The 19,616-nt window shown below is 58.3% G+C and carries 16 protein-coding genes, 1 tRNA gene and 3 pseudogenes; 9 read left to right on the forward strand and 11 right to left on the reverse strand.

Annotated elements, in window-relative coordinates; genetic code table 11:
* Positions 1-3 precede the first annotated feature (3 nt).
* Both BW921_RS03090 and BW921_RS03095 read left to right on the forward strand, forming a co-directional pair.
* On the forward strand, positions 4-576 hold the full coding sequence (locus tag BW921_RS03090; protein ID WP_257789216.1) for a DUF3343 domain-containing protein: 573 nt from the start codon (positions 4-6) through the stop codon (positions 574-576).
* Positions 573-1,397, forward strand: a complete 825-nt coding sequence (locus BW921_RS03095) for an NAD(P)H-hydrate dehydratase (RefSeq protein ID WP_148688528.1) — start codon at positions 573-575, stop codon at positions 1,395-1,397. Before BW921_RS03090 ends, BW921_RS03095 begins: the two co-directional genes overlap by 4 nt.
* On the opposite strand, the pseudogene BW921_RS03100 reads toward BW921_RS03095, so the two are convergent.
* The 4 genes and pseudogenes from BW921_RS03100 to BW921_RS03115 form a co-directional block, all read right to left on the reverse strand.
* Positions 1,394-3,362 (reverse strand): annotated as a pseudogene (locus BW921_RS03100) (4Fe-4S binding protein). The gene BW921_RS03095 and the pseudogene BW921_RS03100 overlap by 4 nt on opposite strands.
* Before the next feature lie 6 nt (positions 3,363-3,368).
* Positions 3,369-4,796: a Ni/Fe hydrogenase subunit alpha gene (locus BW921_RS03105; protein ID WP_168168698.1), complete on the reverse strand. Its 1,428-nt coding sequence runs from the start codon at positions 4,794-4,796 to the stop codon at positions 3,369-3,371.
* Positions 4,797-4,813: 17 nt separating this feature from the next.
* Positions 4,814-5,708, reverse strand: a pseudogene (locus tag BW921_RS08015) (F420-nonreducing hydrogenase).
* Between the two features lie 14 nt (positions 5,709-5,722).
* A pseudogene (locus tag BW921_RS03115) lies at positions 5,723-6,179 on the reverse strand (hydrogenase iron-sulfur subunit).
* A gap of 230 nt (positions 6,180-6,409) precedes the next feature.
* Here BW921_RS03115 and BW921_RS03120 point away from each other — a divergent pair.
* Both BW921_RS03120 and BW921_RS03125 read left to right on the forward strand, forming a co-directional pair.
* Positions 6,410-6,901, forward strand: a complete 492-nt coding sequence (locus BW921_RS03120) for a hypothetical protein (protein WP_148688530.1) — start codon at positions 6,410-6,412, stop codon at positions 6,899-6,901.
* A complete protein-coding gene (locus tag BW921_RS03125) occupies positions 6,804-7,706 on the forward strand; it encodes a hypothetical protein (protein WP_168168699.1) in 903 nt (300 codons plus the stop codon). Before BW921_RS03120 ends, BW921_RS03125 begins: the two co-directional genes overlap by 98 nt.
* Here BW921_RS03125 and cgi121 read toward each other — a convergent pair.
* Positions 7,668-8,108, reverse strand: a complete 441-nt coding sequence (gene cgi121 / locus BW921_RS03130) for a KEOPS complex subunit Cgi121 (RefSeq protein WP_148688532.1) — start codon at positions 8,106-8,108, stop codon at positions 7,668-7,670. The two genes, BW921_RS03125 and cgi121, sit on opposite strands and share 39 nt — an antisense overlap.
* A gap of 243 nt (positions 8,109-8,351) precedes the next feature.
* Here cgi121 and BW921_RS03135 point away from each other — a divergent pair, with 243 nt between their 5' ends.
* Positions 8,352-9,926 (forward strand): phenylalanine--tRNA ligase subunit alpha, encoded by a 1,575-nt coding sequence (locus BW921_RS03135; protein WP_148688533.1) that lies wholly within the window; start codon positions 8,352-8,354, stop codon positions 9,924-9,926.
* On the opposite strand, the gene BW921_RS03140 is transcribed toward BW921_RS03135, so the two are convergent.
* On the reverse strand, positions 9,927-10,481 hold the full coding sequence (locus BW921_RS03140) for a hypothetical protein (protein WP_148688534.1): 555 nt from the start codon (positions 10,479-10,481) through the stop codon (positions 9,927-9,929).
* 127 nt (positions 10,482-10,608) lie between these two features.
* On the opposite strand from BW921_RS03140, the gene BW921_RS03145 reads away from it, so the two are divergent.
* The gene (locus BW921_RS03145) at positions 10,609-10,899 is read left to right on the forward strand and encodes a DUF167 family protein (RefSeq protein ID WP_088335475.1); all 291 of its coding nucleotides are present in this window, start codon (positions 10,609-10,611) and stop codon (positions 10,897-10,899) included.
* Between the two features lie 446 nt (positions 10,900-11,345).
* Positions 11,346-12,164: a hypothetical protein gene (locus BW921_RS03150; RefSeq protein WP_168168700.1), complete on the forward strand. Its 819-nt coding sequence runs from the start codon at positions 11,346-11,348 to the stop codon at positions 12,162-12,164.
* Here BW921_RS03150 and BW921_RS03155 read toward each other — a convergent pair whose 3' ends face one another.
* Both BW921_RS03155 and BW921_RS03160 read right to left on the reverse strand, forming a co-directional pair.
* Positions 12,165-13,694 (reverse strand): 2-isopropylmalate synthase, encoded by a 1,530-nt coding sequence (locus BW921_RS03155; protein ID WP_148688536.1) that lies wholly within the window; start codon positions 13,692-13,694, stop codon positions 12,165-12,167.
* A gap of 47 nt (positions 13,695-13,741) precedes the next feature.
* Entirely contained in the window at positions 13,742-14,554 is an 813-nt protein-coding gene (locus BW921_RS03160; protein WP_148688537.1) for a hypothetical protein, read from the reverse strand.
* A gap of 28 nt (positions 14,555-14,582) precedes the next feature.
* Between BW921_RS03160 and BW921_RS03165 the strand changes: the two genes are divergently transcribed.
* Together BW921_RS03165 and BW921_RS07940 are read left to right on the forward strand one after the other, a co-directional pair.
* Positions 14,583-15,314, forward strand: a complete 732-nt coding sequence (locus tag BW921_RS03165) for a radical SAM protein (protein WP_148688538.1) — start codon at positions 14,583-14,585, stop codon at positions 15,312-15,314.
* 1,183 nt (positions 15,315-16,497) lie between these two features.
* Positions 16,498-17,328, forward strand: coding sequence for a hypothetical protein (locus tag BW921_RS07940; protein WP_236953771.1), 831 nt, complete (start codon positions 16,498-16,500; stop codon positions 17,326-17,328).
* A 157-nt stretch (positions 17,329-17,485) separates the two neighbouring features.
* Here BW921_RS07940 and hemL read toward each other — a convergent pair whose 3' ends face one another.
* From hemL to ribH, 3 genes are all read right to left on the reverse strand, one after another.
* A complete protein-coding gene (gene hemL / locus BW921_RS03175) occupies positions 17,486-18,778 on the reverse strand; it encodes a glutamate-1-semialdehyde 2,1-aminomutase (protein WP_148688540.1) in 1,293 nt (430 codons plus the stop codon).
* A 116-nt stretch (positions 18,779-18,894) separates the two neighbouring features.
* A tRNA-Thr gene (locus tag BW921_RS03180) sits at positions 18,895-18,972 on the reverse strand.
* 215 nt (positions 18,973-19,187) lie between these two features.
* Positions 19,188-19,613, reverse strand: coding sequence for a 6,7-dimethyl-8-ribityllumazine synthase (ribH, locus tag BW921_RS03185; RefSeq protein ID WP_088335489.1), 426 nt, complete (start codon positions 19,611-19,613; stop codon positions 19,188-19,190).
* Positions 19,614-19,616: the final 3 nt, after the last annotated feature.

A 19,616-nucleotide genomic window follows, 5' to 3' on the forward strand; every position in this document is an offset into this window, starting at 1 on the left:
GAAATGGGGTTTCTTTCTCGCCTCCGCTCCGCATTTTCCCGGGAGGATAGGCACTCAAACGGGTGCGGAGGTAGGGGTCTAATCGTCTTCGAGAGCGCCAGGGACACTATGAGGGCTGAGAGGGCTCTCAAGGAGGCTGGATACGACGTCCGAGCGGTAGCCCCGCCGCCGGAAATCCGCGAGGGATGCGACCTAGCGATCGAGTACGACCTCGTCGACGAGGTTGGCGTGCGTCGAACGCTCGAGGAGATAGGTGTGGAGCCGCTGAAGTTAGTATCGCTCGAGGATCATTCCCTCAAACCCATCGAACTGGTTCGCGTTAAGGAGATAGACGGATACATCATGGTCCGGTGCGGCAACATGAAGGTGACCGTGGATCGAGATGGAACGATAGTGAACGTGTCGGGAGGCGGTTGTCCCGACGTCCCTTACCTAGCACACGAACTCGTAGGTAAGAACGTCCTCGAGCTGTCGGAGGACTCGATGCCGGCGAGCCTAGGGTACACACTCTGCGCGTACACACTCGACAAAGCCGTGAGGAAGGCTAAAGAAATGCTCGTAGGGGAAGAGAGTTGATTATCGCGGGCACGGTCCCTATCGAAAGCCTCGATCTCGTCGAGGGCGAGGTGGAGTCGCTGGGTAATCGGATACGCGTCGCTGATCGTGAAATACCCGTCTCAATGGGAACCACCGCGCTGGCCGCCGCGGCGGCTCAGACCTTGGGGTTCTTGGACGAACGTAAACCGCAGCTTATAACCGCTGGGGATCTTGGGGAAGGTGGTGGTAGCCTCGATATCTACCGTCGCCTGAGGGAAGTCGATGATGAAGTACTCGTGATCCACTACATCAAGCCGAAGATAGACGAGATCCGGCGCATCGATACGTCGGGCAAAGTCGTCGCGGACGCCGGAGGGATGTACGCCGCTAAGGCCGCGGGTATCGGACCAGAGTTTCACCTGTTCCTGCCAGACCCCGGGGAGCTCGCGTTCCTCGCTGACGAGAAAGCCTATCATCCGGCCTACGTTCGAAGGTTCATCGCTGAAGTCGACGAGGAGGAGGTTCCAAGTCTGGTGAGGCGTGCATACGAGGGGAATCAAGTTCCGGATCACTTGGTGGTCAAGGGGAGGCGTGACTACGTCGTCCGTAGTGGTGAAGTAGTGGAGATCGTCGATGAGCCCCTAATCGAGGCTATGGAGTGCATCGGAGGCACGGGTGATACACTCACAGGGATCGTCACCGGACTCATCGCCGCGGGGTTCGAGACCGAGGAGGCGTGCGTAATCGGCTGCAGGGTGAACCGTAGGGTCGGTGAAATCGTGAAAGCGACTCCTGCGACCAGGATACACGAGCTCATCGAAGCGATACCGGAAGCGTTGCGTGAAGAACTGAAGGATTAAGAGGAGGGGTCCCTGAAAGCTCCCTCGATCTGCTTGTGCAACTGCTCGGTCTTGAAATGGTTCTGCTCCATGGCGCCACTCGGGCACGCCGCCGCGCAGGTCCCACACCCCTTACACAAAGCGGCCGTGACCTCAGCCACAAGCTTACCGTCCCTCTCGACGAGTTCTATGGCGCCGTATGGACAGAGCTCCATACAGACACCACAACCACCGCAGGTCTCTCTGTCCACCTCAGATACGATGGGCTCCACTGCCACCTCCCCGGCCGCTAACGCCGTGGCGGCACGGGCCGCGGCGGCCGAACTCTGAGCGACAGAGGAGGGTATGTCCTTCGGGCCCTGGCATGCTCCGGCCAGGAAGATACCATCGATCGCCGTATCCACTGGCCGCAGCTTCGGGTGTGCCTCCATGAAGAAACCGTCCGGCGAACGTGAGATGCTGAGGACCTCCTGGATAGCGTCGGCTGAGTCCCGTGGCACCATACCCACGGACAGCACCACCAGCTCGTACTCGCGCTCGACCACCTCGCCGAGAAGCGTGTCCTCGGCACGGACGATGAGGTTCTTGGTCTCCGGATCCTCAACGATCTCCGCGGGTCGGCCGCGGATGAACCGAATGCCGTACTGCTTCTGCGAGCGTTCGTAGTACTCCTCGTAACCCTTACTGAACGCCCGCACGTCCATGTAGTAGATATCGATCTCAGTTTCCGGGTATTTCTCCCGGACGAGTTGCGCCAGCTTCATCGCGTACATGCAGCAGACGTTGGAGCAGTACGGGTTGGTCTTGTGGGGGTCCCGTGAGCCCACGCACTGGATGAACGCGATACGTTTCGGTTTCTTCCCGTCACTTGGCCTCACCACCTTGCCGCCGGTAGGCCCCGAGGCGTTGATGAGCCTCTCCAGCTCTATCGACGTGATCACGTTGTCATAGACGCCGTACCCGTACTCTTCGCGCTCGGTCGGATCACATGTATCGTATCCGATGGCGCAGATGATAGCACCGACCTCTTCCTCGACGATCTCGGGCTCTTGATCGAAGTCTATCGCGTCGGCGTCGCACACTTCCTCGCAGAGACCGCATCGGATGCAGTGCTCCTCGTCGATCGTGAACACCGACGGGACTGCCTGCGGGAACGGCTTGTAGATGGCCTTCCTCATCCCTAGGCCCTCGTCGAACTCGTTGGGCACTTCGATCGGACAGACCTCCGCGCACGCGCCGCAGCCCGTGCACGCGTCCTCATCCACGTACCGCGGTTTCTTCTCGATCTTCACTGTGAAGTTGCCCACGTACCCGTCCACTTCGACGACCTCGGCATAAGTGTACATCTTGATGTTGGGATGCTTGGAAACGTCCACCATTTTCGGTGCCAGGATGCAGATGGAGCAGTCGTTCGTGGGGAACGTCTTGTCAAGCTGAGCCATCCTACCTCCGATGGATGGTTCTTTCTCGACCAGGATGACTTCGAAACCCATGTCCGCGAGGTCCAGGGCCGCCTGGATCCCAGAGACTCCGCCTCCGATGACCAGGGCACGGTCGGTCACATCCACCTTGATGGTCTCGAGGGGCTCGAGCAGCCGAGTCTTGGCTACCGCCATGCGGACGAGGTCCTTCGGTAGCCTTGGCAGGGTCGTCCATGTGAACCCACGAGCAATGTTCCCTGATGTTCGCCATATCGAAGCAGTAAGGGTTCAACCCGGCCTCCTCGACACACCGTCGGAACGTGGGCTCGTGTAACCTGGGCGAACAGGCCGCCACGACGACGCGGTTCAGATCGTACTCCTCGATGTCGCGCTGGATGATCTCCTGACCCGGATCGGAGCACACGTACTTGTAATCGCGCGCCACGACCACGTTCCTCAGCGTTTTGGCGAACTCGGCTACTTCCTTGACATCGACGACGCCGGCGATGTTCACACCACAGTGGCACACGTAAACGCCGATGCGCGGCTCTTCCTCCTCCGCCAACCGACATCACCCCTCCACAACCCGAACTAGCTTACCGGCGCGGTGAACCTCGAGCGTGAGCCTGGGACGCTCGCCGAGTATGTGGGTCGCACAAGATAGGCAAGGATCGTAAGCCCGGATCACCATCTCCATACGGTTGAGAACCTTGGGGGAGGCGTCCTCGGGACTTCTCAGGTACTCCTCCGCGACCCTCTTGACGCCGAGGTCCATGGCTGGGTTGTTCTGGACCGTGGCGACTATCAGGTTGACCTCAGTGATGATGCCTTCCTCGTCCGTCTTGAAGTGGTGGATCAGCGTCCCACGAGGCGCCTCCACGCAGCCGACGCCCTCACCCACAACGTCGTCCGGATCCACCTCCTCCCGGACGTCATCGCCCGTGATCTCGTCGTCCTCTAGCAGCTCGACGCAGCGTTCTGCCGACGACAGCAGCTCGATCGTCCTCGCGTAATGGTACAGCATCGGGTGGTGGCACGGTTTCCCATATTCGTCGATGAACTCCTCGTAGCGTTCCTGGGCCCTGGGCGTGGCCATCTTGTCGCATACGTTGAGGCGGGAGAGCGTGTTGACCCTGTAAAGTCCGTCCTCTTCGCCCTTGTCGCGTAGGTACGGAAACTTAAGGTATGAATACGGTCGCACGGCCTCAGCGATATGGTCGAGATATTCCGACGGATCGAACTCCCGGTCGACATTGCCCTGGGGATCCACGACGCGGATCACACCGTCGTACAGCTCGTGCACACCGTCGCTGACCATCCCCATGTGGTGAGACTCCAGATATCCGAGCTCGAGCAGCCCCTCTTCCTCGAGGCGCCGAGTCAGTTCCTCGGCCATGTCGACGGTGCGCTCCGCCAGCTTAATCGCGCTCCTCGCGAGTTCGAGTAGCTCCTCCCGTCGGTCCTCTTCCAGGGGCTTAGATACACCGCCTGGAACGGCAGTGATAGGGTGTATGGGCTTGCCACCGACTGCCTCCACTATCGTCTGTCCTATCTTCCTCAGCTCGATGGCATACTTCACGACCTCCGGGTTCTCTCTGGCCAGTGCTAGAACGTGGCGCTTCATCGGATCCTCCTCTTCGGGCTTGACCAGGTCCGGCGCCGCGAGGAAGTAGAAGTGGAGCGCGTGACTATGCACCGTCGCGGCGTGATGCATCAGCCCCCGTAGCTTCTGAGCCGGTTCCGGGGGATCTACACCGAAAACCTCGTCGGCAGCTTTGGCGCTGGCGAGGTGGTGGGCCACCTGACATATCCCGCAAATCCTCGGTGTCAGGATCGGGGCGTCCTCGATCGGTCTTCCTTCGAGGAACTTCTCGAAGCCGCGGACCTCGACCACGTGGAACCTGGCGTCCTTCAGTTTCCCGTCCTCGTCGAACTCGACCACGATCTTGCCGTGACCCTCCACTCTGGTGACCGGCTCGATGTCCACAATCTCCGACAACGTATCGACCTCCCCCCTCACTCCCTGTTCACCTTAAACGGCACCAACGAGCTGGCGAGCGTGAACCGGTAGAACCAGCCTACCACGTCGGGGACGGACTCCACGAGCTCAGAAGGACCGTCGTCCACATCGGCTCGGAAGATCGAGGCGATCGCGGACATCATCTCCGCACCTTGGTCGTGGATTTCCTCAGTCGGTCCCGCACAACCCGCACACGGTACCCCGGCTTCGGGACAGCGTGCCCCGCATCCCGCACGTGTGGCGGGCCCCATGCACGGGTAGCCCTGTTCCAGCAGGCACCGGTCCGGATCGGGCTCACCTTCAACCGGGCGGAGGATCTCGTGGATCACGATCTCTTCCTTCTTCCGAGGGCACTCCTCGCAGAGGTTCGTCGTCGGGAGCTCGGGTTCGCGTCCGTCGAGGATCGCTGTGACCGCGTCCGCGATCAGGTCGGGTTCCGGGGGGACAGCCTGGTAACTCGTAATCGACGTCGATGACATCGGAGAGCGGGTGAACGCGCCACGTTAACTCGGGGATGTCTTCGGACGGTATTACACCGTCCTCGTTCTCCGTGCTGGCTGTTTCCACGTAGACCGTCCTCAGGAGTTCCTCGTTAGAGTACATATTGGCCAGTCCCGGGACGCCGCCGTAACATGCGCAGGTACCTACCGCCACGACGATTTCCGCACGCTCCCTGAACTCCTCCACCACCTCCACGTTCTCCTCGTTCCTGATCCCACCCTCGATCAGAACCACGTCTATATCCTCGGGGATCTCCTTGGTATCCATGAGCACGGGGCAGTGAACCAGCTCGGCGTTGCCCAGGAGGTCCAGAAACCGCTCGTGGAGGTCCAACATCGAGATATGGCAACCGGAGCAACAGCACAACCACGTCGTGGCGATCTTTACCAAACGCACCACCTCCTTCACAGTCTCTCCAACTTCTCATGGAGCTCCAACGGCCCTAGTTCTAACAACGTTTGGTGAAACTCTGTCATAACCTCAGCGAACTTCTCTCCTTCTGAGGCTGAAATCCATTCGTATCTAAAACGCTCAGGTTCAATACCTATTTCAGCTAAGAATTTCTTCAATAACTCGGCCCTTCTCCACCACTTATAATTACCTGATTGATAGTGACAATCTCCCAAGTGACATCCTCCTACGAACACCCCCATCGGCACCTTCTCTAAACGCTTTCAAAACAAGAGACGGTTCTATTCGTCCCGAACACATTACTCGAATGATTCGAGCACTTGGGGGATATTGCATCCTACCAACGCCAGCGGTGTCCGCTCCTCCATACGAGCACCAGTTGCAACAGAAAGCTATGATTTTTGGTTCCCACTCTCCCACAGACACCCTCCGGGGCTCCTTTGTCCACATAAGAAAAAGCTTACTATTCAGCGAATTTCAGCACTATTCCTCGGACTTAAACCCCTTAAGTTACTTCCCATCGATCGATTCGCGTAATCATAAGTGATATCGATATCCATTGAAAGTATCAGGACAACAGTTCTCGTACGTGATCGAAAATTGCTCCGGGAATTGGTGGGGCTTTTAAACTCGCGGAGAGGCGGGGTGGGGGGCCGTATCGTGACGTTCTTTCGAATGTCTTGATAGGTTCCTTAGCGTGTCTCGCACTTCCCATCGCGGCGACATGCGTAAACGAGGAATTCGAATCGAGAGTCGAGAGTCTGATACAGAATCCCGATTTCCAGGGAGCGAAGGAGATCACGCTGTACGCATCGAGTTCGTACGTGATGACGGGTCGCATCAAGATATCGTATAAGGGACCGGAGGAAGTTGGGCCTGCCGAGGCGAATGAGCTCATCAACGGGATGAAGAAACTGTGTGAAGACCTAGATCCGTTGACCGGTCGAAACGAACCTATCAAGGATTTGCTCGACGCACTGAAAAGGTTCGACGAAACCTTGAACCTGGAGAAGTTGAAGGAGGAAACGCAAGGATTGAGGCTCGCAGCTTGTGAAGTCAAAGTGGATCTATGGTATGTCGGGGAAAACACCGCCGTCGGACCTACCTCAGGTCCTCCAACAACTGCGGACCGAGAAAGAACTTCATCTCACGTACAAGATACCGTACCCTGAAGCACATGTGTACGTCGTTGGGAGTGTGGAGCTCCTCGATCGAGCGCTGGACCTACCCATACGCGCGGTGTTCTCGTACGATTATCCAAACGATGGCTCCGGTGTGAAGGTTTCAGTGGATACTGAGCATCGCAAGTTCACGATAGAAACGACAGATAAGACCTACAATCTGATAGTGGCCGAACTCACGTTCCAAGGCGGACTTCGAGAGATCGAAGAGTTGACGGACCTCAGTGTTGAATCCTCGGAGGACTTACAGAAACTGCTCGAGAGTACCGATCTGAAGGTAGACTGCCATCCATCAGGAGGTAGGATCGAGATCGACGGATTGCCCCTCGTGGTCAACGAAGGGGCCGCGATAGTCGTCTACGCGATCGGGAGCAACCCTATCAACTCCACCGTCGCGTCCAAGATCGCGGAGCTTATTGGCAAGAACCCGCTGATTGTGACTCTAGGAAACGCCGACCTTCAAGTGGGAACCGAAGGCAAGACGTTGGTCGTCAAGGGATCCGCACCAGGTGGCCTGGTGGTGATCTACGGGCCGGCCGTACCGGATAACACGCTGGATGCCACTTCTCGAGTTGGTATATTACAGGTCGCCAGAGCCCTCGGAGTCCAGGTACCGCCGTTAGTTTCCCTGTTCGGATGGATACTGGGGCCACTACTGGGGTCGATCACGGCCACTTATACACCCGAGTTCAGCGGTAAGCTGAGGATGTCATCCCGCGGCGTCGGGATGGCCACACCAGCGGTGATTGCCACCCTACTACTCCTCGGCGTCCACGGACGCCGCCGTTCTAAGTAGTTCCTTGTAGCCATCGCGTTCCGGGAACTCCTCGAGCTCCTCGGCCTCCCCCAACAGTTCCTTCAACACCTCCTTCACTTTTTTCCGATCCCTGGAAGCCACGACGAGCACGAACTCATCACCCGGCTCCGCTCGATCGATCGCCTCGCGGATTTGACGGGTCCCCGTCAACCTCACCAAGAACTCCAAGTCCAGGGACCGTGCCAGGTTGTGGTCGCTCTCAAACGCTCGAATGGCGCGACAGGCGGCCGAAGCGATCACGCGGTAATCAGCGTACTCGGTGGAAATCGCCTGTATGATAACTTCCTCCGAGGAGCGTTCGATCACCCTGCGAGGGTCACCCCTACGGATCGAGCAGTGCAGGTACAGCGGACCGGACCAGTGGTCGAACTTCAGGATCACTCGGCCTCCCCCGCACCGGAAAACCTCATTACGCCGATATCATTGTTGATGTCCGGCCCGGGCCCGGCCGGCGGTCCGGGAGGTGGTAGCAACCAGCGATGACCGGCCGACACCAGCCGGCCGGGCTACATCGCCCGGGTGAGGTCCCCCGAACGGGGGGCGACCGTGATCCCGGGTGGGTTTACCCCGCCCCCAATCCGCCATGCAGGGTCGCAGCGGCCGAACTGACCGGGGGTCCGCCGCGTGGACCCGCGGGAACTAGCTGAGCGGTTGACCGAGCGCGACTTAAGGATCCTCATTCATTTGGCGGAAAACGAAGAGGCAACACCCGAGGAGCTCGCCGAGTCGCTGGGTGTCGACTTGGGTCCCGTCATGAGATCACTCTATTGGCTCGAGGAGCGTGGATTGATAGAGTCCGAGGAAGAAACATACGAGGTGTACGAATTAGGTGATGAAGGAAAGGAGTATGCCGAGGAGGGACTGCCGGAGCTCCGCGTGGTCGAGGTCTTGAGAGGGATGGGCGGCGAAGGACGGTTGGAAGAAGTCCTAGATCGTGCCGGAGTGCCACGGAAGCTGGCCGGACCCATCCTAGGATGGTTGAGGAGAAAAGGACTGGCGGAAATCAAAAGGGAGGGCGGAGAGACGTCACTCGTTCTCCTGGAGGAGGAACCCGAGGATGTGGATCAATCTGTGCTCGAGGCGTTGGCCGCCGAGGGCCCTATGTCAGTCGAGGAGGTAGCGAGAAGGCTGGAGATGGACGAAGAGGAAATGGAGAAAGTCCTGAAGAGGTTGAGCGAGCGCGGTGACGTCCTGAGAGCACGGGAGGAGACGGTTAAGAAAGTCAGGCTAACCGAACGTGGTGAGGAAGTTGCGGAGCACGCCCCAGAAGTGCTGGAACGTGACTGGATTACGGAGCTGAAACCCGAGCATTTGAGGGAGGGGACCTGGAAAGAGAAGGAGTTCAAGCCGTACGACGTGAAGGCACCCACGCGCCCCACGTTCCCAGGTAAGCGTCATCCGTTGAAGGAGGTTATCGATGAGATACGCAGAGTCTTCCTCGAGATGGGTTTCGTGGAAGTATCCGGACCACTAGTCGAGTCCAGCTTCTGGAACTTCGACGCCCTGTTCCAGCCGCAAGATCACGCCGCCAGGGAAATGCAAGATACCTTCTACCTGGAAGAACCCGCCGAGGCCGAATTGCCGGACGGTGAGATCGTCGAGAAGGTTCGAGCCGTGCACGAGGACGGTGGTGACACGGGATCCAGGGGTTGGGGGTACGAGTGGGACGAGGGTGTGGCCCGGAAGACGGTCCTACGTACTCACACGACGGCGGTGTCGGTTCGGAAACTGTACGAGGTAGAGGGGCCTCCACTCAAAGCGTTCTCGATCGGCCGGGTATACCGGCGTGAGACGGTCGACTATAAGCACTTGCCGGAGTTCCATCAGTGTGAGGGGATAGTCCTGGCCAGAGACGTCTCGTTCCGGGACTTGCTCGGGATACTCGAGGAGTTCTACCGACGGATGGGGTTCGAAGAGATCAGGTTCAGACCTGCCTACTTCCCGTATACAGTCCTCTCCGTAGAGCCCGAGGTGTACTTCGAGGAGAAAGGAGACTGGGTAGAGCTGGGCGGTGCGGGCATTTTCCGACCTGAAGTGATTCAACCCCTAGGGTTCGATCCCGACGTGGTGTGTTTAGCGTGGGGCTTGGGCGTCGAACGACTGGCGATGCTGAAGTTGGGAATAGACGACATAAGGGACCTGTACATGAGCGATCTTAAGACGCTCTTGGAGATGCCTACCACCAGAGCACGGCGCTGATCAGCGGTCCAGTCGTCTCCACACGTCCTTCCAGCGATCCCCACACCTGTGCTTGACCTCGTACTTCAGCAAGTTAAGAAGAGTCGCCACAAACACCTCGTCGGTACCACGAATCACAGACTCGGGCCTGAACCCGTTGTTCGCGAGGGTCGTCAACCACGGGATACCCGCCTCGGAGACGAACGACTCCACCGACACCTCGAGCTCGGACGAAAAGGTGTCGATTACAGCCAAGACGGCCGCATCAACGCACACCCTCCACGCGTCACCGTTCGCGGATGTCAGCGGGTACGAGAGTTCCGAACCGCGTGACCATGTGAACACGTCCGCCAGAGCCGCCGAGAAAAGCCCAAGGACCCCCGCAGTAAGTGATAGAGGGTTCTCGTCGTCCCGCACGTCCATAGACAATAACATCAGCTCACGGTGACCCACCCACACGGGAGCCCGTAGCTCATGAACCCTCAGCTTTTTCCCAGTTAGCACGTCCAAGATCCACTTAGGGACTTGCACTGCACCCTCCCGAACTCCCGAGAACACGTCGCTCAGACCCCCCAAGAGATGATGAGACCCCGGTACGCATCGTCGGATCTGTGAAGACCGGCACTCGGGCTGAGGCCCGTGCACGCTTCCCATCTCCTTTTACCATCGTCTTCACGGCCATGTTTCCACGGGGGGATCGTAATTGGAGCCGCCGGTGAAAGAGCACCGGGAAGGAACGCTGATCCGGGTGCGGGTGAACCCGGACGCGGACACCACCGATTTGAAGGGGGTCGATGATTGGCGTGGGGCCATAGAAATTGACGTAGCCGCGCCACCGGTGAAGAATAGGGCGAACCGCGAGTTGCTTGAGTTCCTCGGGAGGAAGCTCAACACGACCTGTGAGTTGGTCTCGGGAGAGAAGTCCAGGGAGAAGTTAGTGCTCGCACGGGACATCTCCGTTGATGAGGTGGAGGAACGGCTGGGATTGCGTTAAGCGTCACGGGAAGCAGGTGAGCGTACGCAAGGCGGCAACACCCTAGGACTGCAGTGGTACTCGGTGTGGGCCCGGGTCGAAGCGACGGGCTCATCGGCGGCGGAACCGCCGACCCTCTTACCAGTGTCCCGTCGCCGTCCCCCCGGGCCCTTCATCGGCTGTGCCCGGCGGTAGCCGACCCGGCGGATCATCCCCGGGATGGAACCGCGTCATCCGCGGGCGGGGAGGCCGGGCTTCGGTCCGCTGGGTCATCCCTTGCACACGGACCCTCTTAGCCCGAGACCCCACTGAACTCGCCGAATCTTAACCATACCGCCTGAAGACGTTCATAGTCTCCCCCCGAAATCGTAATGTTTTTCTGAAATTAAATACGCCGATGGAGGGAGGGCGACTCGCCTGTCATCGCCGCCCATCTGGTGATCACACGCCGGTCGGAGTCCCCCGAGGTGAAACCTCCGCCCGAGGAGGCGTGGATGGGTAGGCCGGTAAGGCCCGCTCAGGGCTTCCACACGCGAGTCTCGATGATTGCAGGCGTAATGATGGGAGGACCCGCCGACGTTGAGTTCCCGAAGACGACCCACCCGCTCGAGCTACCACATTACCTCGAAATAGACGGTGATACCTGGTGTCGACTGAGGTGTCGGCTGGAGTCGTTGGAGGACAGGAGCCCGGATTTAGGGGACGCCGTCCGGGCATACATCAGGGAAGTGTTCAGGTGTATGATCAAGCCAGACTTCGCGATCGCCGTTAAAGCGTGTACTCCCGTCATCGCCCTCGACACTCCGCTATGGCGCGACGCACGAAGGTTGGCCCGCGCGATCGCAAGACTACTGGCGAGGGTCACGGGAGTCGAGGTGCAACCTCCTCCGGACACCGCGGCAGAACTCCGAGCGACGCTGTACCCGATCGCTGAACGGGCGCTGGTATCCACGTTGCTCGCACAGGCGGTAGCGCATCGTGTTCGATCGTTGGGGATACGATCGGAATACTTGAGCGCGCACTTGGATTCGCCCTCCGGTGAGCCCCCACCCCGTGAACTCGGGGAGGTCTCCGACCTGTACGCTACGCTGGTAAAGGACTTTGAAGGGTACCTCACGCGAGTGACGCGCTTGAGCCGGTACATCACGATCACAGCTGGGCGTAAATTCGTCCTCACACCGGACGACTACGACCCGGCGTGGAGAGGTTACCTTCAAGGTCTGCGCAGGTTCTGGGAGAATAAACGTGGAACGGAGGAAATAATCAGGCAGTTGGGTCTGTCCTGATCAGCTACGCTTGCGGGCAATAAGCGCGTTGATACCGTCGATGAACGCCTCCAGGCTCGCCACGACGATGTCTTCCCGTGAGGAACCGGAATGCACTATCTCACCTGTTTCCGGATCTCGCAGCTTGACATCCACGTGGGTGATCGCGTCAGTACCGCCGGTCAGAGCCTCAGCACGGTACTCGACGAGCTCGAAGTCGATCCCTTGATCCCTGAGGGCTCGTTCCAACGCCTTGATGGTAGCATCCACGGGCCCCACGCCGGTGGACGCTGCCTCCTTCCTAGTCCCGTCGATCTTCACGACGATCGAGGCCGTCGGTATGGTCTTCTTCCCGGTGACCGTCGTGAAGTCCTCTACCTCGATGTCACGCTCGGCCGGTCTCCCAAGTACGTCCTCAGCGATCGCACGGAGATCAGCCTCTGTGGTCCGCTTCCCACGGTCCCCCAACCGCTTAAGACGTCGAAGTATCTCCAAGAGCTGCTCATCGTCGACTTCAATACCCATCTGTTTCAGCTTCTTTCGGATCACGCTAGTTCCAACATGTTTACCTAGAACGAACCGGCGCTCGTGTCCGACCTTCTCCGGCGGAATTGGCTCGTAAGTACTCTCGTCCTTGAGGATACCGTCGGCGTGGATCCCCGACTCGTGGGTGAACGCGTTCTCACCCACCACGGCCTTGTTCGGTGGTACCCTAACGCCGGTCAGTCTTTCCACGAGCTTGGAGAGCTCCGTCAGCCGCTCGGTCCGAATGCCGGTGTCCACGCCGTACAGCTCTTCCAGCACTACCACAACCTCCTCCAACGCCGCGTTGCCGGCGCGCTCGCCGATCCCGTTCACGGTCACGTGGACCTGGCGCGCCCCCGCTCTGACGGCGGCGACTGTGTTAGCCGTCGCCATACCGAAGTCGTCGTGGCAGTGCACACTGAGGACGACGTCCTCACCGACGCGCTCCCGGAGCTTCTTTACCGCCAGGAACATACCCTCAGGTGCCATCACTCCGACGGTGTCGTTGTAGCCGAGACGTTCGGCGCCCGCTTCCAAGCAGGCGTCGAACACCTCGTACAGGTACTCGAGCTCCGTCCTGGTACCGTCTTCCGTGGAAATCTCCACCGTCAACCCATGATCGTGCGCATACTCCACGATCCCGCTTGCGCGCTCCAGGACCTCTTCACGGTCCATCCGGAGCTTCTTCTTCACGTGGACCTCGGAAGTAGGTACGACGATGTGGACTGCGTCGGCCTCAGCCTCGATGGCCGCGTCTACATCACCCTTCACCATACGCGCCATACTACACACTTCAGCGTCGAGCTCCTCCCGGACGATGCGTCGAATCGCCTTGAGTTCTCCCTCGCTCGCCGCCGCGAAACCTGCTTCGATCGTATCCACGCCGATCTCGTCGAGCTTTCGGGCGATCCGGAGCTTCTCCTCTGGAGTCAGAGCGACTCCAGGCGTCTGCTCTCCGTCCCTCAGAGTGGTGTCGAATATCCTCACCTCATCCGGTGGATCCACGTCCACGTTAGCCTCTCTCAACAGTTCCCTAACGGCGGATAAAGCGATCCCCCACGTTAGGCACGCCCCTACAGCCTCTCCTGGACGGCACCGATGAGTTCCCGATACTCTTCTTCAAGCTTTCGCGGATCAGACCTTCGAGTCTTATCGAGCGGTGGGAGCCTGACCACCTCTAAAGGCTCCAGAACCTCGAGCAGGCTCAGCGTCACCGCCTCCGGGCCGGCGAGCGTCTCGGCGGCTCTGGCGTAGTCCCTGAGATCGTACACCAAGGCCGTACCGGGGCCGACGGCGACGGCCACGCCGTCGTACTTGAGGACGCCGGGCCAGGGAACGGCCAGGTTGTTCAGGCTTTCCACCAGTACGGGACCCTCCTTACGGACTCGACTCCAGGCCTTGTCGATCGTCCGACACAGTTCTTCGGGGGCGGGTTCCTCACGGACCTCCTTCACCTCGCACTCGCGGATCATCTCCATCGTCTCATCGGGCACGTACCTGAGTTCGGTCCCCTCCGTATACAGGAATACGGTTTCGTCCAGCCGATCCATCAGGACGTACGCGTCGATCTGGGCAGAGAGGTACCTCAGTGATACGTTGGAGTTCACCGCGACCCCGACGTCCGGAGACGTCCACACACGATGGACCGGATTGAGTGTAACCAACGGTAAATCGACCTCGGCAACCTTCGCCAGCTTGAGCACGTCACGACTGACAGGTAGCCCGAGACCTACACATCTGCACGTATGGTCATAATGCAACCATATGTTGTGACCTGACCTGGGCTTAAACGGTACGAGGTCGAGCGCAGAGACCAGAGGCAACGCGGCAGTCGTTTTGCCGGAGTCGGTTTCTAAGAGGCCGACGACCAGCACGACGTGCGTCACGGGTGCTGCCCCCGCGGGGTGAGAGGTGATGCAAGAGTGGCGCCCCATGCCGGGTTATGACCCTTTAGAGACGGCGGAGCGCGTGCGTGAGTGGGTGTGTGAAGGAAGTCGGCGTAAATACTACCGATTCCGGGAGACTCGCTTCTACGGTGGATGCGCCACCGCAGACGCAGTGGGGTGTAACCTCAACTGCGCTTACTGTTACGTTAATTACCCGCGGAGGCATCCCTGGGACCGGCGTTGGAAGTTCTACCGACCCGTAGACGTCGTGAAGTGTCTGAAGAACATGAAAGGCGATGTCGTGCGCGTTTCCGGCTGCGAACCGACGTTGTGTAAGATGCACATCCTCGAGCTCATCGAGCTATGCGGGCGGGAGCTCCCCGACCGGAAGTTCATCTTGGAGACGAACGGCACGATCCTTGGGAACGACCGTTCGTTTGTGAGGGAGCTAGGGAATCACGAACACATCCATGTGCGCGTGTGTCTGAAGGGGTACGACCCTCAATCGTTCGCGCGAATCACCAACGCGGACCCGAGTGGGTTCGATGTACAGCTCCGGTGCCTCAAATATCTTTTTAAAGAAGGGATATCCTTCCACCCAGCGATCCCCGGTCTGTTCCGAACGGAAGAGATCGACAAGCTGGCCGGAATGCTTTCGAACATAGGAGTCCCACCCTCATCACTCGAGGTGGAGCCGATTAGAGTCTACGACCACGTCCGCAGGGAGTTGAGACGGCGGGGACTTACGGTTGTACGGTGATCCAGGGCTCCTAGTGTTGATATTGCTCGTGTTGTTGGGAGTGGCTTCTCTGCCCGCGGGTTCCGTGGTTTTGGCCTCGACTTTAGCTCCCGTGGCGGTAGCCGGTGGAGTAGCACTCGAGTACAATCTCGTGGATCCGAGGATAGTACCCGTGTTCGGGTTGCTTGCTATCCCCGGGTTCGTCCTAGGACTACGAACAGCCCGAAAATACCCCAGACAACACCTACGTTACAGAATGATCGTAGCGGCAATGTTGCTGGCGGCATGCCTGTTAACGGACTTGACTTTATATATAACGAGGGGCAGTCTCGGCGGCACTATGAGTGATCCGTCTAGACACGCCTCCCACGCGTTGACGTTGTTGACCACCGGGCAACCCCCGGTCTTCTACGACACATTGAGACGAGAGTACCGCCCGGTCCATTATCCGTCAGGTCTCGGTCACATCGCGATCACGGAGTCGATTTTATCGTGCTTGTACCATCCGAAGGATGTGAAGGATGCCGCGAGCTGGCCGGTTCAATTCGGATCGGTGCTAGTTGAGTTGATTGAATACCATATAAGCTCAGCGATGATAGCTTCCTCAATAGTCGACTTACTGCTGATAGCACGCGGAAGGTTACCTATCTTCGTAGTGCTACCTCTAACGATCACGACGTACTTAGCATGTATTCCAAATTATATGAAGGTCGTACCATTCTTTCAATCACTAGCAGTGCTTGCTGCCTCAATAATAGCACTTATGCTTAACTCACGGTTGCTGCCTGGTCTACTTGCGTTAGGCGCAATAACGATCCACTTTTATGGTATTATAGTCGTAATTATTCTGACTTTAACTTTGTTATGGGTCAAGAGGGAAGTCACAATTGCAAATCCAGTACTATTGGGTTCTATAATAGGGACTGTAGTGCAGTATCCTTATGTACATTGGAGCATAATGACGTATTTCCCATGTTATCCAGCTCATCCTAATCATTTACCACCAGACTGTATACATGGTTTAATATTATGTTTATTATCGTTCCTTTCAACTGCATTCATTGCTTATCCAGTTCTAGCCCTACCAACAATCAATGATTTACCTTATGTACTACCATTCGGGATCGTCATAGCTACAATTATAATTAGGGCCTGTAGGTCTCTACCTACGGCTCTCAAAATAGCATGGATAAAATGTACTATCATGATCTTGACATTGACCGCAATTTCTGGAAGTATCGTTGGAGCGCGTCTTCTAGTCGTAACGCCATTGCTAACTACCATAAGCCTATCCCTACTGGCAGCGGATGGGTATCTGTCTGCGTCGGTAGCATTGTACGGATATTGCATACTAACTATCAATCGGTGGTTAACGGACGCAATGTATGGATGTGAATTCGTCGGTGTACAACCGACTTATGTCCTGAAAGAGCATTGGAAGCTGTTCTATAGGTCGTTTTGTAGCAAAAAAGTCGTAGCTACAGTGCCTGAGGGATCCCTACCGTTTACGTGCTCTTGGAAACCGCGAGAAGTCGCTGAAGTTGTTCGAACGTTTCCAGATTCCAACACGCGACTACTGTTAACGGCAAGGAAAGGTAGCGAAATAATGCTTTACGTACCACCGGTTCGGGTTAGTGGGGAGTACGTCGTAAGGGAGTTGTCGCCCACGGGACGTGTCTGGGTAGCCGACGATCGCGCCGGGTCACTTCGACGTAATGTCCTGATAGGGGTGGAACGGTACGGCCACAAGATTACAGTGCGCGTTCTTGTAGTAAATCACAGTTGGGTAGGCATAACCGTGATCATCACAGGGAAATTGCGAAAAGGCGCGGTGATACTCTCGGCCCCTGAACGTACTCTATTTATCGATTCTTACCGCACTAATGGTGGTTTTCTGGTCAACATTTATGGCCGCAATATGAGGACGATAAAGATAACGATCTCCGGTGCGAGGTGGATCGGTAATAGGCTGGTGTTCCACGGGTCGTTGAGGGATCTGGTCGCAAACATGCACGTTACCGGTGACTTAGTCTGACAGTCAGTGGAGGATGGGGTCGGATAAGGCCCCTGTTCGTCATCGCGTAGCTCCGACGAAACCTCCATCCTCATCCCTCGGATTCGTTATTCGTTGGGGATGGGACGGTCGGGGAAGCCCAGGTCAGGTCATCGTGGATTCCCACGGTACGGCTTCCTCATCCCGTGAGTCGGTCGAGTGATTCTCCTACGGCTTCCTCGGTGCGTTCCAGGTCCTCCTCGGTGTGTGCGATGGATAGGAACCAAGCCTCGTAATTCGAGGCCGCGATCCATACGCCGCGCTCCAACAACTCCATGTGGAATCGCTTGAACGCATCGTGATCGGCCGAGTTGACGCCGGCGTAATCCCGGACTTCTTCGATCCCGAAGTACACCTGGAACATGGATTCAACTCGGTTCACGACCCCTTCGATGCCGCGGTCCTCGAGGTCGTCTTCTAGGGCGGAAGCCAGTCGTTTCGCTTTAGATGATAGTTCGCCGTAAGGTCGTTCGCGTTCGAGTATCTCGAGTGTAACCAGGCCCGCCGTGGCCGACACCGGGTTGCCGTTGAACGTGCCGGCCTGGTATACTTTACCCTCCGGTGCGACGCGCGACATGTATTCCTCCGGGCCTCCGAAGGCCCCTATCGGTAGACCTCCTCCAAGGATCTTACCCAGGCAGACGAGGTCCGCGTCGATACCGTAGTACTCCTGAGCACCACCCAACCCCAGTCGGAATCCGGTGATCACTTCATCGAAGATGAGCAGCCGCTCGGTCCCGTCGCAGTACTCGCGAAGTACTTTCAGGAACTCCTCATCTGGTGGTACGCAGCCGGCATTACCCAGTACTGGTTCCACGATCACCGCGCCGATCTCCTCGTCGAACCTCTCCACGGTCTCCACGAAGGCTTCGACGTCGTTGAACGGGCAGACAAGGGTGTTCTCCGCCACCGACTCCGGAATGCCCGGTGAGTCGGGCGCTCCGAGCTCGGAAGCCCCGGATCCCGCTCGGACGAGCACAGCGTCGTGAGCTCCGTGGTAGCATCCCTCGAATTTCACCACCTTCTCGCGGCCCGTGTACGCGCGGGCGAGCCGTATCGCGCTCATCGTCGCCTCGGTGCCGGTGTTCACCAATCTCACCTTCTCCACGTTCGGGACCAGCTCGACGACCTTCTCCGCGAGCTCCAGCTCGGGAAGCGCCGGTGTACCGTAGTGGAAACCCTCCCGCACTCGCTCGATCACGGCCTCTACGACCTCGGGATGTGAGTGTCCAAGTATCAATGGACCGAAGGCCAGGCAGTAATCTATCAGGATGTGACCGTCTACGGTGTACAGGCGCGAGCCCTCGGCCCTCTCAACGTAGAACGGGTACGGGTCGAACCGGCGGACCGGGCTGCTCACGCCGCCCGGCATCACTTGCTCGGCACGCTTGAAGAGTTCGAGAGACTTGGGGAACTCGTCCTCGTAACCCAAGCTGAGCCCCGACGGGACATGGGAGCAGGTACCTAATGAGTGCCTCGCTGCCTACTATGGTCTATTAGGGAGTCCCGTGGGACGTCGTTCGTTTCGAATCCCATAACGATTTAGGCTGGAGCCGCGGCCGGGATTTGAACCCGGGACCACGGGATTACAAGTCCCGCGCTCTAACCAGGCTAAGCTGCCGCGGCGCATTCACCCGGACCACGATCGTCAGCATACTTATATGTTACGCTGCCGACAGACCCGGTCACTCGGTACCTCGACCAGTTCTCCAGCACCAGTCGTACCGTCGGTGTGCCTTACTGGGACGGAGATGTTAGGAGGTAGAAGCGATACTCGTTCCGCTTCGCGTCGGGATAGGACGGGGGGCAGCGCATCACCTTTCTGCCGACCGGGCGGGTCGCTATTCGCCCTCCAACTCCTGCAACCGTCGGACCATCTTGACGGCGGCTTCTACGGCGCGCTTAGCGTAGTGGACGCGCTCCAGGGCTTCCATCCTGGTCATGCCCGGGCCGGAGATACCTAGCGCCACGGGCTTACCGTACTCGACCATAAGATCCTGTATCTTTCTGAACGCCTGTTGCGCGATAGCCTGGTCGTGGTCGGTGTCACCCTTGATGATCGCACCGAGGGTTACGACGGCGTCGATGTCGTCACGCTCGAGGAGCTTCCTGACCGCCAATGGTACCTCGAAGGACCCAGGAACGAGGACGCGTTCAACGACCTCTGCCCCGAGATCCTTGGCGTGTTGGACCGCAAGTTCCTCCATCGCGTAGGTTATCTCCCGGTTGAATTCCGTTACGACGAGACCTAACCGCACCGTGGACATCTG

The organism is Methanopyrus sp. SNP6 (genome assembly GCF_002201895.1).
Lineage (GTDB): Archaea > JAADCQ01 > Methanopyri > Methanopyrales > Methanopyraceae > Methanopyrus.

Bases quoted from the DNA above. Each gene is read 5' to 3' on its own strand.
- BW921_RS03165 (WP_148688538.1), top strand. From the start codon at position 14,583: ATGCAAGAGTGGCGCCCCATGCCGGGTTATGACCCTTTAGAGACGGCG.
- BW921_RS07940 (WP_236953771.1), top strand. From the start codon at position 16,498: ATGATCTTGACATTGACCGCAATTTCTGGAAGTATCGTTGGAGCGCGT.
- ribH (WP_088335489.1), bottom strand. From the start codon at position 19,613: ATGTCCACGGTGCGGTTAGGTCTCGTCGTAACGGAATTCAACCGGGAG.
- BW921_RS03125 (WP_168168699.1), top strand. From the start codon at position 6,804: ATGTCGGGGAAAACACCGCCGTCGGACCTACCTCAGGTCCTCCAACAA.
- BW921_RS03090 (WP_257789216.1), top strand. From the start codon at position 4: ATGGGGTTTCTTTCTCGCCTCCGCTCCGCATTTTCCCGGGAGGATAGG.